Raw genomic sequence first — 14,680 nt, 5'->3', positions numbered from 1 at the left:
ACCTGCCGCGCCAAATCTTCATAATAAAAAAGGAAGTGAGCAATGCGTAAAAGCCTGTTAGCTATTCTTGCAGTCTCCTCGTTGGTATTCAGTTCGGCGTCGTTTGCCGCTGATCTTGAAGACAATATGGAAACCCTCAACGACAATTTAAAAGTGGTCGAAAAAGCCGATAACGCGGCGCAAGTCAAAGACGCGTTAACGAAGATGCGCGCCGCAGCGCTGGATGCGCAAAAAGCGACGCCGCCGAAGCTTGAAGGCAAATCACCGGACAGCCCGGAAATGAAAGACTTCCGCCACGGTTTCGATATTCTGGTCGGTCAGATTGACGACGCGCTGAAGCTGGCAAATGAAGGTAAAGTAAAAGAAGCGCAGGCTGCCGCAGAGCAACTGAAAACGACCCGCAACGCCTATCACCAGAAGTATCGTTAATTCCTCATTTCCCTGTTGCCTGCACTCAGGTAACAGGGAACTTATCATCGCAAATGATGCACCACCTGATTGCTGCTGCCGCGCCAGATCAGGGAAGGGTCTTTTAAATCCTGCACAAATTTGCCGTCGACCAGCACGTTAATCAAATCAACAACCTGCATTTGCGCAGCGTTGAGTTCGTCGAGTTTATAGCCTGTCCACACCCAGATGTCTTTACCCGGACACTCGGCGCGGATGCGTTGTACCAGTTTCAGAATATCCGGCACGTTTTGCGGATGCAGCGGATCGCCGCCGGAGAGGGAAATACCCTGGCGTTTGATGCGAGTGTCATTCAGATCGTTAATGATCTGGTCTTCCATTGCTTTAGTAAATGTCTGACCGGAATTTACCCGCCATGTGCTTTTGTTATAGCAACCGGGGCATTCATGAACACACCCGGAGACAAACAGGGTGCAGCGAGTGCCGGGGCCGTTGACGATGTCGACAGGATAGTACTGATGATAATTCATTGTTTCGCCTGGCTTATCAGTCCGCGTATAGGATGCATCCGGTAATCAACGCCTGATGCGACGCTGTCGCGTCTTATCAGACCTACAATCGTTGTTGCCATGTAGGCCGGATAAGGCGTTTACGCCGCATCCGGCATTTGCTTAACGTAGAGTGAAGATTAACCTATCTGCCCATTCCCCAAATGTTTAACGCGGCGCTTAACTTCTTCCTGCTTACCGGCGTTAAATGGACGTGCATCCGGGCTACCTAAATATCCGCACACGCGGCGAGTCACCGACACACGGGAGGCGTCATGGTTACCACATTTCGGGCAAGTGAAGCCTTTGCTGGTGCACTCGAACTCACCGGTAAAGCCACACTCGTAGCACTCATCAATCGGTGTATTGGTGCCGTAATACGGTACATGCTGATAGCTGTAATCCCAGACATCTTCCAGCGCCTTCAGGTTGTGCTGAATGTTTGGATACTCGCCGTAGCAAATGAAACCACCGTTCGCCAGCGGCGGGTAAGGCGCTTCAAAGTCGATCTTGTCGTACGGGTTCACCTTCTTCTCCACATCGAGGTGGAAACTGTTGGTGTAGTAACCTTTATCGGTCACGCCCGGCACCACGCCAAACTCAGCAGTATCGAGACGGCAGAAGCGGTCGCACAGGTTTTCACTCGGCGTGCTGTAGAGACTGAAACCATAACCCGTTTCTTCTTTCCACTTATCCACTGCCTGACGCAGACGTTCAACAATGGCGATACCTTTCGCGCGAAGCTGCTCGTTGTCGTAAACATGCTCGCCGCCGAACAGCGCGTTAATGGTTTCGTGGATGCCGATGTAACCCAGCGAAATAGACGCACGACCGTTTTTGAAGATTTCAGAAACATCATCGTCAGCATTGAGACGCACGCCACAAGCACCTTCCATATAGAGGATCGGGGCCACGCGCGCTTTCACGCCTTCGAGACGAGCGATACGGGTCATCAGCGCCTTACGTGCCAGCACCAGACGTTCATCCAGCAGCTTCCAGAAGGTGGCTTCATCGCCTTTTGCTTCCAGAGCAATACGCGGCAGGTTCAGGCTGATCACGCCGAGGTTGTTACGACCATCGTGGATCTGCTCGCCGTTTTCATTTTCCCACACGCCGAGGAAGCTGCGGCAGCCCATCGGGGTTTTAAACGAACCGGTGACTTTCACTACCTGATCGTAGTTCAGGATATCCGGATACATGCGCTTGCTTGCGCACTCCAGCGCCAGCTGTTTGATGTCGTAGTTCGGATCGCCTTTTTTATGGTTCAGACCATCGCGAATCGCAAACACCAGTTTCGGGAACACCGCAGTTTTACGGTTTTTACCGAGGCCTGCGATACGGTTACGCAGGATAGATTCCTGAATCAGGCGCGATTCCCAGCTGGTGCCCAGACCAAAACCAAAGGTTACAAACGGCGTCTGACCGTTGGCGGTGTGCAGGGTGTTTACTTCGTACTCCAGCGACTGGAAGGCATCGTAGCACTCTTTAATGGTACGAGAGTTAGCGTAGCCTTCGGCGTCCGGGATGTTCCACTCTTCTGCGGTCTTGCGATGTTTGTTGTAGCTGGCGGTGACAAACGGTGCCAGCACTTCATCGATACGGTTAATGGTGGTGCCGCCATAAATATGGCTGGCGACCTGAGCAATAATCTGCGCAGTTACAGCGGTTGCCGTAGAGATCGACTTCGGCGGTTCAATCTCGGCGTTCCCCATTTTAAAGCCCTGGGTCAGCATGCCTTTCAGGTCAATCAACATGCAGTTGAACATCGGGAAGAACGGCGAGTAATCGAGATCGTGATAGTGAATATCGCCACGCTCATGTGCCTGCACCACGTCACGCGGCAGCAGGTGCTGGCGTGCATAGTGTTTAGCCACGATCCCGGCCAGCAGGTCGCGCTGGGTTGGAATCACCTTGCTGTCTTTGTTGGCGTTTTCGTTGAGTAACGAGGCGTTGGTCTGCTCGACCAGACCACGGATCTCCTGGTTCAGGCGACCGCGTTTTTCACGTTCAATGTCGCGATCGTGACGGTACTCGATGTAAGCACGAGCCAGTTGTTTGTATGGACCCGACATCAGCTGGTTTTCAACTGCGGTCTGGATCTCGTTGATATCCACCTGGTTGCGGCCCTGCATCTGCTCGCTGACAACCGCAGCAACAGTGGCGCAATAATCGGCATCATCGACTTCCGCTGCTTTAGCTGCACGCAGAATCGCTTCTTTGATGCGCTCTGATTTAAACGGCACTTTGCAGCCGTCTCGTTTCATCACATGCGGTGTCATGATCGCTCCATATTTTTAAGAACAGGTTATCCACAGAAATTGGGAAAGGCGTTTTCCGGTTTTTTCGTTTCGTTTTCCGGTGCTTTCCGCAATCGCCATCCGCTTATCCACAACGCCGCACCTTTTTCGTGGAGAGCTGTAGTAGCAATTATAGTCGATTAATACAACATATTGGGTTGGGACGCATTTTAAAGTCTATATATAGTGCTTTGCATCAAGGATGTTTGAACTTTTTTTGATGTAGCTCAAAGTAAAAAGCAGAGCGTACGGATGACGGGCGCTACAGCGTTATGTAAATTTTTTAATGAATTTGCTGGTTGAAAAATCAACAAAAACAACATGCTGACAGACAAAACCCCGGAATGACCGGCATTACCGGGGCTTAGGGAAGATTTACTTCTGTAACCACCAGACAGCCTCAAAAGGCCGTAAATTCATGGCACAGGGTTGTGGTGAGGCTTCTTCGTAGTTATGCATCACAAGCTGCCAGTTGCCGCGCATTTGCCCTGGCTGCCAGGGTTGGATCCCACGGCTAAGGTTGGCAATGACCAGCAAGGTTTGCCCCTTCCATTCACGGCGATAGCACCACAATACAGGGCTGTTTGGCAGCAGATCCTGGTAATTGCCCCATGTCAGAACGGCTTCTTGCTTACGCAGTGCGATTAACTTTTGGTAGGTGTAAAACACCGAGGACTCATCGGTCAGCGCGGCTTCTACGTTGATTTGTTGATAGTTATCGCCCAGGCCAATCCACGGTTCGCCAGCCGTAAACCCGGCATTATCGCCGTTGCTCCATTGCATGGGCGTGCGACTGTTGTCACGGGATTTACTGGCGAGGATTGCCAATAACTCGTCGGCATCACGCCCATCGTTGCGCAGCTCGGCAAACATATTGAGGCTCTCCACGTCGCGATAGTCAGTAATGCGCGTGAAATGCGGGTTGGTCATGCCAATCTCTTCGCCCTGGTAGATATACGGCGTTCCCTGCATGCCATGCAGCACCATCGCCAGCATTTTTGCCGCAGGCACGCGGTATTCACCTTCATCACCAAAGCGAGAAACAATGCGCGGCTGATCGTGGTTACACCAGAACAAGGCATTCCATGCTACGTTGTGCATTCCTTGTTGCCAGTGGCGGAACAAGGTTTTCAACGCCACAAAGTCAGGTTTAGCCAGCGTCCATTTTTCACCACCGGGATAATCGACCTTCAGGTGATGAAAATTAAAGGTCATCGACAATTCACTGCCTGTCAGTGCCGCGTATCGCTGGCAATGCTCAAGGCTGGTGGAGGACATTTCACCTACGGTCATTAACCCGCGTGGCGTAAACACATCGCGGTTCATCTCGTGCAAAAACTCGTGTGCTCGTGGCCCGTCGGTGTAGAAGCGACGCCCGTCGCCATCCAGGTCATCAGGGAAACGTGGGTCTTTGGAGATCAGATTCACCACATCCAGGCGCAACCCGTCGACCCCACGATCGGCCCAGAACTCACAGACTTTTTTCAGCTCTGCGCGTACCGCTGGATTCTCCCAGTTGAGATCCGCCTGCTCTGGTGCAAAGAGATGCAAATAGTACTGTTCGCTTTCCGCATGCCAGCGCCACGCACTACCGCCAAATTTTGAACGCCAGTTGTTCGGTGGCGTTTCTGGTTCGCCATCGCGCCAGATATAAAACTGGCGGTAAGGGCTTTCTTTGTTCAGCGCCTCGCGAAACCAGGCATGTTGGGTAGAGGTATGGTTAAACACCATATCGAGAATGATACGAATCCCGCGCGATTTTGCCTGCGTCACCAGTTCGTCAAAATCGTCCAGCGTGCCGTAAGTGGGATCAATCGCCGTATAGTTCGCTACGTCGTAACCGTTATCGACCTGGGGAGAGACATAAAAGGGGGTTAGCCAGATGGCATCAACGCCCAGTTTATGCAGATAGTCCAGGCGTTGGATAACGCCACGTAAATCGCCGGTGCCGCTACCCGTGGTGTCCTGAAAACTCTTTGGATAAATCTGGTAGATAACGCCGTTTTGCCACCAGTGGGGAAGATTAGTCATTACGTTATTCCTGCAAATGCGAGAGGGCGCAATTGCGCCCCGAAGAAAATTAAACAATGTCCAGCGTGCCCAGGCGGTATTTCCGCTGATAGATAAACGAGGTGAGTACAATCGGGATGATGATGGCGATAGCCATTGCCAGCGCAAACACCTGCCAGTAGCTCGGTTGAATCGAGAGAATTCCCGGCAGGCCGCCTACGCCGATGCCATTCGCCATAACGCCGTTCAGGCCGCATAGCAATCCTGCCAGACCAGAACCAATCATCGCGCACAGCATCGGGAAGCGATATTTCAGGTTGATGCCGTACATTGCAGGCTCAGTGACCCCAAGCCAGGCGGAGATAGCGGCAGGCACGGAGATCTCGCGTTCATTGTGCTTGCGGCTGGAAATGATAATGCCTATCACGGCGGAGCCCTGAGCGATATTCGACAGCGCAATCAGCGGCCACACTGGCGTGCCACCCATGCTTTGAATCATCTGCAAATCAATAGCAAGGGTGGTCTGGTGTACGCCGGTGATCACCAGCGGCGCGTACAGGAAGCCAAACAATGCCGCACCAATCGGAGCAAAGCTGCCGGTCATCAGGTGACGTACCGCAAAGGCAACGCCATCGCCAATCATGCGACCAAACGGACCAATCAGCGCATGGGCGAGGAACACCGCGAGGATCAGCGAACAGACGGGTACCACCACCAGATAGAGGTAATCCGGCACGATGCGTTTAAGGCGAGTTTCAATAACGCCCAGCGCCAGTCCGGCTAACAGTGCCGGGATCACCTGCGCCTGATAGCCTACTTTGGCGATGCTGAACATGCCAAAGTCCCACACTTCCGGCAGCTGCTGCCCGAGCAGATAAGCGTTCATCAGCTGTGGAGAAACCAGTGTCACGCCAAGCACGATACCGAGGATCGGCGTGCCGCCCATTTTTTTCACCGCTGACCAGCAAATCCCGACCGGCAGGTAGAAGAAGATCGCTTCACCGATCAACCACAGAAAATCGTAGATCGTTTGCAGGGAAGGGTACATTTGCGCCAGCGTTTGACCGTTGCTCATGGGCAAATCGCCGATCACATTGCGAAAACCGAGGATCAAACCGCCGCTAATCAACGCGGGCAGCAACGGGAAGAAGATCTCCGCGAAATGAGAGATCAACTGCTCATGCCATTTCATATTCTGCCGGGCGGCTTTTTTTACCTGCTCTTTATCAACCTGCGCCTGTCCGGTTGACGCTATTAGTGCTTGATAGTAATCACCCACATTGGTGCCAATCACCACCTGAAATTGCCCGGCATTGGTGAAACAGCCTTTCACCATGGGGAGTTGCTCAATTTCTTTCGGTCTGGCATTGGCCGGTTGGTTGAGGACAAAGCGCAGGCGAGTAATACAGTGGCTCACTGTCGCAATATTGCCGCGCCCGCCGACCAGTTCAATCAACCGATCGATATCCGTTTGGTTTATTTTGCTCATCATAAAGCCCCATGGCAGATGACATTTTTGGTTGGCTGCAGAATATATTGCGCGGAAAAATTTAAAAACGGGAACGTTCCCGAAACGCAGCGAAGATCACAATTTATCGTTCAGGAAACGATCAGGACAGGGTGGCGGGGATGATGATTTGTTGCGGTTCGCTGCGCCCGGTTACCTGTGCGATCAATTGGCAGGCCGCCTGGCGTCCAGCTTCGGCGTAACCGGGATCTACGGTGACGATCTCCGGATGGAGGAATTTCATTAACGGTGTATTACCGACGCTCGCCAGTTGCAAGGTGTCGATGCGTTGCTCTTGCAGGTATTTACTTGCGCCAAGTGCCAGCGTGTCGGTTGCGCACAGTAACGCAGTAGTTTCAGGCGTAATCACTTTTGCCACGTTCTCATAGCCTTGCTTCATAGCAAGCCCTGGCAGAGCGGCAACGGGATGCAGTTTATGCGCTTTGCAGAACGCCAGGTAGGCTTCGTGACGTCGCTTACCGGTTGTCACGTCACTATGCGGCACGCCGAGATAACTGATATTACGATGCCCCTGGTCATACAGCCGTTGCATCAGGATCTTGATTGCCCCTTCGTCGTCATAACAGACCGAAGCAAAGCCTTTTGCGTCACGCGCCAGCAGAACCAGCGATGACTGCCAGTGGGCTAACATTTCTTCTGTTATGCCAGTAAAACCGAACAGCACTACGCCGTCGATATTACGCCGTTTCAGCACCCCCAAATGTTCGGCAACTAATTGTGGGGAAAACTGACTTTCCATCATGATTGGGTCGTAACCTTGTTCATAGAACGCTGGCAGCATGGTTTGAACGGCGAGATTTTCTGACAACGAATCCAGACGGGTAACAATGATGGCGACCACTTTATCGCTTTGCCCACGCATAGCGCGCGCAGAGCGGGAAGGGGAAAATCCATGCTGATTCATCACTGCTTCAACACGCTCGCGGGTGCGCTGGCTCACGCCGCTTTCGTTATTCAGCACCCGGGAAACTGTAGATTTCCCCACGCCGCTTAAGCGTGCGATGTCTTTGATGGTCAGCCGATTTTGCATCCTGTTGTCCTGTAACGTGTTGTTTAATTATTTGAGCCTAACTTTACCCGTGCATTCAGCAATGGGTAAAGTCTGGTTTATCGTTGGTTTAGTTGCCAGCAGGTATTATATCGCCATAGATGCTACGAATATTATTGGATTCTCCTTATTATTTGCGGCGCTTTTTTCACTTACCGGAGGTTATATGGAACCTGATCCCACGCCTCTCCCTCGACGGAGATTAAAACTTTTCCGGTAAGCCCGTCTTTTCACGGCGTTACCGGATGCGTAAGGCCGTGACGTTTTAACGTCCCTGCTCAGCTTTATTACCTTCAGGTAAGGCTTCGCCACGCCTGAAGACATTTCTGTACTGTTTCAGACAGTGCGGAGGGACTCCTTATGTTTAAAGAAATTTTTACCCGGCTCATTCGCCATTTACCTTCCCGTCTGGTTCATCGCGATCCATTGCCTGGCGCGCAGCAGACAGTGAATACGGCGGTCCCGCCGTCCTTAAGTGCGCATTGCCTGAAAATGGCGGTGATGCCCGAAGAAGAATTATGGAAAACGTTCGACACCCATCCGGAAGGGTTAAATCAGGCGGAAGTGGAATCTGCCCGCGAACAACATGGTGAAAATAAATTACCCGCACAACAACCGTCGCCGTGGTGGGTACATTTATGGGTCTGCTATCGCAACCCCTTTAATATTTTACTCACCATTCTCGGCGCTATTTCTTACGCCACGGAAGATTTATTTGCCGCGGGCGTTATCGCGCTAATGGTCGCTATTTCAACGTTGCTGAACTTTATTCAGGAAGCACGTTCCACTAAAGCGGCAGATGCCCTGAAAGCGATGGTCAGCAATACCGCGACGGTGCTGCGCGTAATTAACGACAAAGGCGAAAATGGCTGGCTGGAGATCCCGATCGACCAGCTGGTGCCCGGCGATATTATAAAACTGGCGGCGGGAGATATGATCCCGGCAGATTTACGTATCTTGCAGGCGCGGGATCTGTTCGTCGCTCAGGCGTCGTTAACCGGTGAGTCTCTGCCCGTAGAAAAAGCCGCTACCACTCGCCAGCCGGAGCACAGCAATCCGCTGGAGTGCGATACCCTGTGTTTTATGGGCACCACCGTGGTGAGCGGCACGGCACAAGCAATGGTGATTGCTACAGGAGCCAACACCTGGTTTGGTCAACTGGCGGGGCGTGTTAGTGAGCAGGAAAGCGAGCCGAATGCCTTTCAGCAGGGGATCAGCCGCGTCAGTATGCTGCTGATTCGCTTTATGCTGGTGATGGCTCCGGTGGTGTTGCTTATCAACGGTTACACCAAAGGCGACTGGTGGGAAGCGGCACTGTTTGCGCTTTCGGTCGCGGTAGGCTTAACGCCGGAAATGTTGCCGATGATTGTTACCTCGACGCTGGCGCGCGGCGCAGTAAAGCTGTCGAAACAGAAAGTGATCGTCAAACATCTGGATGCTATTCAGAACTTTGGCGCAATGGATATTCTGTGCACTGATAAAACCGGCACCCTGACACAGGACAAAATTGTGCTGGAGAATCATACCGATATCTCCGGTAAAACCAGCGAACGCGTGCTGCATAGCGCGTGGTTGAACAGTCATTATCAGACCGGACTTAAAAACCTGCTCGATACAGCGGTGCTCGAAGGTACGGATGAAGAGTCAGCGCGCTCGCTGGCCAGCCGTTGGCAAAAAATTGATGAGATTCCGTTTGATTTCGAGCGTCGCCGGATGTCGGTGGTAGTGGCAGAAAATACCGAGCACCATCAGCTGGTTTGCAAAGGTGCATTGCAGGAAATCCTCAATGTGTGTTCGCAGGTGCGTCACAATGGCGAGATTGTGCCGCTCGATGACATCATGCTGCGTAAGATTAAGCGGGTTACTGATACGCTGAATCGTCAGGGGCTGCGCGTGGTTGCGGTGGCGACGAAATACCTGCCAGCGCGTGAAGGAGATTACCAGCGGGCGGATGAATCCGACCTGATCCTCGAAGGATATATTGCTTTCCTTGATCCGCCAAAAGAGACAACTGCTCCGGCACTGAAGGCATTAAAAGCGAGTGGAATTACCGTAAAAATCCTTACTGGCGACAGTGAGTTAGTTGCAGCGAAAGTGTGCCATGAAGTGGGGCTGGACGCGGGAGAGGTGGTCATTGGTAGTGATATTGAAACGCTATCTGACGACGAACTGGCAAATCTCGCACAGCGCACCACGCTGTTTGCTCGTCTGACGCCGATGCATAAAGAACGCATTGTGACCTTACTGAAGCGCGAAGGGCATGTGGTTGGCTTTATGGGCGATGGTATTAATGATGCGCCCGCCTTACGCGCTGCGGATATCGGCATTTCTGTGGACGGCGCGGTAGATATTGCCCGTGAAGCGGCTGATATCATCCTGCTGGAAAAAAGCCTGATGGTGCTGGAAGAGGGGGTTATTGAAGGACGTCGCACTTTCGCCAACATGCTGAAATACATCAAAATGACGGCGAGCTCCAACTTCGGTAATGTGTTCAGCGTGCTGGTGGCGAGTGCTTTCTTGCCCTTCCTGCCGATGTTGCCGTTACACTTGCTTATTCAGAACCTGCTGTATGATGTGTCACAGGTGGCGATCCCGTTTGATAACGTCGACGACGAGCAAATTCAAAAGCCGCAGCGTTGGAATCCGGCGGATCTGGGGCGCTTTATGATCTTCTTCGGACCGATCAGCTCGATCTTCGATATTCTGACGTTTTGCCTGATGTGGTGGGTATTCCATGCCAACACGCCGGAAACGCAAACGCTGTTCCAGTCGGGATGGTTTGTGGTGGGCTTACTGTCGCAAACGCTGATTGTGCATATGATCCGCACCCGCCGTGTGCCGTTTATTCAGAGCTGTGCATCGTGGCCGTTAATGATCATGACCGTGATCGTGATGATTGTCGGGATCGCATTGCCGTTTTCACCGCTGGCCAGTTATCTGCAATTACAGGCGCTGCCGTTAAGCTATTTCCCGTGGCTGGTTGCGATTCTGGCAGGGTATATGACATTAACCCAGTTGGTGAAAGGGTTCTATAGCCGTCGTTACGGCTGGCAATAAAGAATAAACTGGGCACGATAGCCCCGATTCAGATTGCAGACAAAGTAAGCTTTGTTCATGCCGGATGCGGCGTAAATGCCTTATCCGGCCAACAAATTCAATAAATTGCAGGAATCACGTAGGCCTGATAAGCGTAGCGCATCAGGCGATTTTGCGTTTGTCATCAGACTTAATCCGGGCATGATAGCCCGGATTTCCATCAAGATTAGCGACGAACAGCGATCGCTTCGATCTCAATCTTCACGTCTTTCGGCAGACGGGCGACTTCAACGCAAGAACGTGCCGGGAAGGTGGCGTTGTGTTCGGTGAAGAAGGCTTCGTAGGTAGCATTAACGGTAGCGAAGTCGTTCAGATCTTTCACAAACACGGTGGTTTTAACGATGTCGCCCACTTTCAGGCCAGCGGCTTCGACGATCGCTTTTACGTTATCCAGCGACTGACGTGCCTGTGCAGCGACGTCTGCCGGTACTTCACCCGTTTTCGGATTTACCGGGATCTGACCGGAGGTGATGATCATATTGCCCAGATCAACGCCCTGTACGTAAGGACCGATAGCTGCCGGTGCATTTTCCGTCGCGATAGTTTTGCTCATGATTTCTCCTTTATTACAGCGGTAAAAAGTCTGGCTCATTATAGGGAGCCAGACTTTTATTACCAACCGCAATTAATTGGCCAGCACCACATTATGGGAAAACTCTTTTTCACAGTATTTGCATTTGAGCGCGATGTCATTGGCGCGTTTTCGCACGGCAAAGCTGGAAGAAACCGGTTCGGCATGGCTGATACAGTTGCTGTTCGGGCAGACCAGCACATTGTCGATGCGCTCTGGCAGACTGGGGCGCGATTTACCCACCACTTCATAGTTGTCGATACGGTTAACCGTGGCTTGCGGCGCATACAATGCCAGTTGATCTACCTGATCTTCACTCAAAAAGGTATTTTCGATTTTGATCAGATCTTTGCGGCCCATCTCGCCAGAAGGCAAGTTCAGACCGATGGTGATGCGCTGATCCGTTTCGGTCAGCTTGAACAGACTCAACAGCTTAAAACCGATCTGGGCGGGGATATGGTCAATTACCGTGCCGCGTTTAATAGCTTCAACCTGCAATTTATTATCGTGTGTCATCTCTATTTCCCCTTACAGTACCAGATCGCGATTCAGAACCAGTGCCAGTAACGCCTGGCGAGCGAAAATCCCATTGCCTGCCTGCTGGAAGTACCAGGCGTGTGGCGTTTTATCAACATCCGTCGCAATCTCATCAACACGCGGCAGCGGATGCAGCACTTTCATATTGGCTTTGGCGTTGTGGAGATCGCTGGCGCGAAGAACAAACTGCGCTTTCACGTTGGCGTACTCGGACGGGTCCAGACGCTCTTTTTGCACGCGGGTCATGTACAGGATGTCTACTTCCGCCATCACTTCTTCAATAGAGCTGTGCAGACTCCAGGCGATCCCTTTTTCATCAAGCATATCCAGAATGTATTGCGGCATTGCCAGCGCGTCCGGCGCGATGAAGTAAAAACGGTTGCCGTCGAACTTCGCTAACGCCTGAGTCAGGGAGTGAACGGTGCGGCCATATTTCAGGTCACCAACCATTGCGACGTGGAGATTGTCCAGACGCCCCTGGGTTTCCTGAATAGTGAATAAGTCCAGCAAGGTTTGCGTCGGATGTTGGTTGGAGCCATCACCGGCATTCAGTACCGGTACATTGCCGGAAAACTCGGTGGCCAGGCGCGCCGCACCTTCCTGCGGATGACGCATCACTATCGCATCGACGTAAGTGCTGATAACCGAAATGGTATCGGCCAGCGTTTCGCCCTTTTTACCCAGTGATGTATTGGCGCTGTCGGAGAAGCCCACCACGCTGGCACCCAGGCGGTGCATAGATGTTTCGAAAGAGAGGCGGGTACGGGTAGAGGCTTCGAAGAAACAGCTGGCAATGACTTTGTGCTTCAACAGCTCTGGTTGCGGGTTTGCTTTCAGTTTCGCCGCTGTCGCCAGCACCAGATTAAGGTCATCGCGACTAAGGTCGTTTATGGAAATGATATGTTTCTGATATAGCGGATTAGCCATCTTTTATCTCCTGACGCCTGGGCAAAAAAAAGCCCCTCGATTGAGGGGCTGGGAATGGGTGATCAACGGGAAGAAAAACGGCAGGCCAGCGTCTTTTTTCAGACGCGGTAAGACAAAATGTCGAACACACTGAACCATACATCCTCCCGGCAAATTGTCCGGCATTATACTCATCGTCAGAAGCGGTGCAAGCATTTGATGCAATATTTTGTCAGCGCAAACGGTTTATTTGAATTATAAGTCAAAATACATGCATTTTTATTTGTTGTGATTCTGCAGGGGAACGGTCGTTCGGTATCAATAATTGCAGACATTTCCTGCTTTTTTCTTTTTCACTTTCACGCAATCAGATATGCATTTTATTCCATTCATCCGACTTATAGGGCGGAGTGTGAAAACGAACGGCTAACACTATTGCTTACTGCTCAGGGATGCGCGCTATCACTTTAATTTCAAAATCAAAGCCTGCCAGCCATGTAACACCTACCGCCGTCCAGTTTGGATAAGGTGGGGCGCTAAATATTTCATTTTTCACCGTCATGATGTCTTCAAATTGGTTTTCTGGATCGGTATGGAAGCTCGTAACATCAATGATATCGTCAAAAGTGCATCCCGCAGCAGCCAGGGTCGCATGCAAATTATCAAATGCCAGTCTGACTTGTTGCTGAAAATCGGGTTCTGGTGTTCCGTCCTCTCGACTTCCTACTTGCCCGGAAACAAACAGCAAATCGCCGGAACGAATAGCCGCAGAATAACGATGTTCTGCATACAGTGAATGTTGGCCAGCAGGGAAAACAGCGGTTCTTTCTACCATTTGGTTATCCTCAAGATTTACGACATGAACAGAAGATTTCTATTTACCGGGAGCCGCTTTTAGCGGACGACGTGAGTAAACAAAACCCAGACATCATGGATAATGGCTGGGCTTAATTGAGCGTAGTCGGTTATGCGCCAAACGCGCCATCAATGGTATGCATCGCGCCGGTAACAAAGCTGGCTTCTGGCCCTGCTAACCATGCGACCATACCAGCGACCTCTTCCGGTTGCCCATGTCTTTTGATAGCCATAAAACTATGCAACATATCGCGCATTGGCCCGTTGGCGGGATTAGCGTCGGTATCAATTGGCCCTGGCTGGACGACGTTGATGGTGATCCCACGCGGTCCGAAATCACGGGCCAGCCCGCGCGCCATGCCTTGCAGGGCAGATTTACTGGCGGCATAAGCAGCCATGCCTGCAACAGGCATACGATCGCCATTCACGGAGCCGATGATTAAGATGCGCCCGCCTTCGGGCATCTGCCGGGCGGCTTCAACAGAGGCATGATAAGGAGCATGAATATTGATTTTGAAAAGGCGATCAATATCGTCGGCATTTAATTCCAGGGCCTCGCCAAAGACGCCAATACCTGCATTTACTACCAGAATATCCAATGCGCCACTCTTACGAACGACATCAATGACAGCGTCTCTGTCAGCACTATCTGTGAATACTGCTATCGCTCCAGTCTCTTGTGCCAGGTGTTCAGCGGCATCTTTCGACCCCGCATAGGTGAATCGTACATTGGCCCCATCGGTGACGAAACGACGTACGATAGCGGCACCGATTCCACGGCTGCCACCGAGGATGAGAACAGTCTTACCTGTAAAAGCGCCCATAAGGACTCCTTGATTTATTATGTAACATGCATTACAAAACTGTTTTAACTTT

General features: G+C 51.7%; 14 protein-coding genes. 3 read left to right on the top strand and 11 right to left on the bottom strand.

Translation table 11 applies throughout. From position 1 onward, the window contains the following. The first annotated feature begins 42 nt into the window (after positions 1-42). A complete protein-coding gene (cybC, locus tag ACU8XX_RS21475) occupies positions 43-429 on the top strand; it encodes a cytochrome b562 (protein ID WP_001232246.1) in 387 nt (128 codons plus the stop codon). 44 nt (positions 430-473) lie between these two features. On the opposite strand, the gene nrdG is transcribed toward cybC, so the two are convergent. From nrdG to treR, 5 genes are all read right to left on the bottom strand, one after another. Beyond that, positions 474-938 (bottom strand): anaerobic ribonucleoside-triphosphate reductase-activating protein, encoded by a 465-nt coding sequence (gene nrdG / locus ACU8XX_RS21470; RefSeq protein WP_001106239.1) that lies wholly within the window; start codon positions 936-938, stop codon positions 474-476. 158 nt (positions 939-1,096) lie between these two features. Further along, positions 1,097-3,235, bottom strand: coding sequence for an anaerobic ribonucleoside-triphosphate reductase (gene nrdD, locus ACU8XX_RS21465; protein ID WP_000187776.1), 2,139 nt, complete (start codon positions 3,233-3,235; stop codon positions 1,097-1,099). A 393-nt stretch (positions 3,236-3,628) separates the two neighbouring features. Continuing rightward, positions 3,629-5,284, bottom strand: coding sequence for an alpha,alpha-phosphotrehalase (gene treC / locus ACU8XX_RS21460; protein WP_001295199.1), 1,656 nt, complete (start codon positions 5,282-5,284; stop codon positions 3,629-3,631). A gap of 49 nt (positions 5,285-5,333) precedes the next feature. Further along, entirely contained in the window at positions 5,334-6,755 is a 1,422-nt protein-coding gene (gene treB, locus ACU8XX_RS21455) for a PTS trehalose transporter subunit IIBC (RefSeq protein ID WP_001299664.1), read from the bottom strand. 118 nt (positions 6,756-6,873) lie between these two features. Next, complete coding sequence (treR, locus tag ACU8XX_RS21450; protein WP_001181324.1) at positions 6,874-7,821, bottom strand: trehalose operon repressor TreR; 948 nt, start codon at positions 7,819-7,821, stop codon at positions 6,874-6,876. A 184-nt stretch (positions 7,822-8,005) separates the two neighbouring features. On the opposite strand from treR, the gene mgtL reads away from it, so the two are divergent. Then, on the top strand, positions 8,006-8,059 hold the full coding sequence (mgtL, locus tag ACU8XX_RS21445) for a mgtA regulatory leader peptide MgtL (RefSeq protein WP_001387276.1): 54 nt from the start codon (positions 8,006-8,008) through the stop codon (positions 8,057-8,059). Positions 8,060-8,199: 140 nt separating this feature from the next. Continuing rightward, positions 8,200-10,896 (top strand): magnesium-translocating P-type ATPase, encoded by a 2,697-nt coding sequence (gene mgtA / locus ACU8XX_RS21440; protein ID WP_000471866.1) that lies wholly within the window; start codon positions 8,200-8,202, stop codon positions 10,894-10,896. Positions 10,897-11,101: 205 nt separating this feature from the next. Here mgtA and ridA read toward each other — a convergent pair whose 3' ends face one another. From ridA to bdcA, 6 genes are all read right to left on the bottom strand, one after another. Beyond that, on the bottom strand, positions 11,102-11,488 hold the full coding sequence (gene ridA, locus ACU8XX_RS21435; RefSeq protein WP_000047539.1) for a 2-iminobutanoate/2-iminopropanoate deaminase: 387 nt from the start codon (positions 11,486-11,488) through the stop codon (positions 11,102-11,104). Positions 11,489-11,560: 72 nt separating this feature from the next. Beyond that, positions 11,561-12,022 carry an aspartate carbamoyltransferase regulatory subunit gene (pyrI, locus tag ACU8XX_RS21430; protein WP_000148581.1) on the bottom strand — a complete coding sequence of 154 codons (462 nt, stop codon included), beginning with the start codon at positions 12,020-12,022 and terminating at the stop codon, positions 11,561-11,563. Between the two features lie 12 nt (positions 12,023-12,034). After that, entirely contained in the window at positions 12,035-12,970 is a 936-nt protein-coding gene (pyrB, locus tag ACU8XX_RS21425; RefSeq protein ID WP_000013046.1) for an aspartate carbamoyltransferase, read from the bottom strand. 3 nt (positions 12,971-12,973) lie between these two features. Further along, positions 12,974-13,108, bottom strand: coding sequence for a pyr operon leader peptide (gene pyrL, locus ACU8XX_RS21420; RefSeq protein ID WP_001296693.1), 135 nt, complete (start codon positions 13,106-13,108; stop codon positions 12,974-12,976). Positions 13,109-13,388: 280 nt separating this feature from the next. Beyond that, entirely contained in the window at positions 13,389-13,784 is a 396-nt protein-coding gene (locus ACU8XX_RS21415) for a RidA family protein (RefSeq protein WP_000230262.1), read from the bottom strand. 130 nt (positions 13,785-13,914) lie between these two features. Further along, positions 13,915-14,628, bottom strand: coding sequence for an SDR family oxidoreductase (gene bdcA / locus ACU8XX_RS21410; protein ID WP_016241798.1), 714 nt, complete (start codon positions 14,626-14,628; stop codon positions 13,915-13,917). Between the last annotated feature and the right edge of the window lie 52 nt (positions 14,629-14,680).

The sequence above is a fragment of the Escherichia sp. MAL-1 genome, from assembly GCF_052948035.1.
Note: the sequence above shows the minus strand (reverse complement) of the source record. Positions and strands in the feature narration are given on the sequence as shown.

Bases quoted from the DNA above. Each gene is read 5' to 3' on its own strand.
- pyrI (WP_000148581.1), bottom strand. From the start codon at position 12,022: ATGACACACGATAATAAATTGCAGGTTGAAGCTATTAAACGCGGCACG.
- nrdG (WP_001106239.1), bottom strand. From the start codon at position 938: ATGAATTATCATCAGTACTATCCTGTCGACATCGTCAACGGCCCCGGC.
- treB (WP_001299664.1), bottom strand. From the start codon at position 6,755: ATGATGAGCAAAATAAACCAAACGGATATCGATCGGTTGATTGAACTG.
- bdcA (WP_016241798.1), bottom strand. From the start codon at position 14,628: ATGGGCGCTTTTACAGGTAAGACTGTTCTCATCCTCGGTGGCAGCCGT.
- ridA (WP_000047539.1), bottom strand. From the start codon at position 11,488: ATGAGCAAAACTATCGCGACGGAAAATGCACCGGCAGCTATCGGTCCT.
- mgtA (WP_000471866.1), top strand. From the start codon at position 8,200: ATGTTTAAAGAAATTTTTACCCGGCTCATTCGCCATTTACCTTCCCGT.
- treC (WP_001295199.1), bottom strand. From the start codon at position 5,284: ATGACTAATCTTCCCCACTGGTGGCAAAACGGCGTTATCTACCAGATT.
- ACU8XX_RS21415 (WP_000230262.1), bottom strand. From the start codon at position 13,784: ATGGTAGAAAGAACCGCTGTTTTCCCTGCTGGCCAACATTCACTGTAT.
- pyrL (WP_001296693.1), bottom strand. From the start codon at position 13,108: ATGGTTCAGTGTGTTCGACATTTTGTCTTACCGCGTCTGAAAAAAGAC.
- cybC (WP_001232246.1), top strand. From the start codon at position 43: ATGCGTAAAAGCCTGTTAGCTATTCTTGCAGTCTCCTCGTTGGTATTC.
- treR (WP_001181324.1), bottom strand. From the start codon at position 7,821: ATGCAAAATCGGCTGACCATCAAAGACATCGCACGCTTAAGCGGCGTG.
- pyrB (WP_000013046.1), bottom strand. From the start codon at position 12,970: ATGGCTAATCCGCTATATCAGAAACATATCATTTCCATAAACGACCTT.
- nrdD (WP_000187776.1), bottom strand. From the start codon at position 3,235: ATGACACCGCATGTGATGAAACGAGACGGCTGCAAAGTGCCGTTTAAA.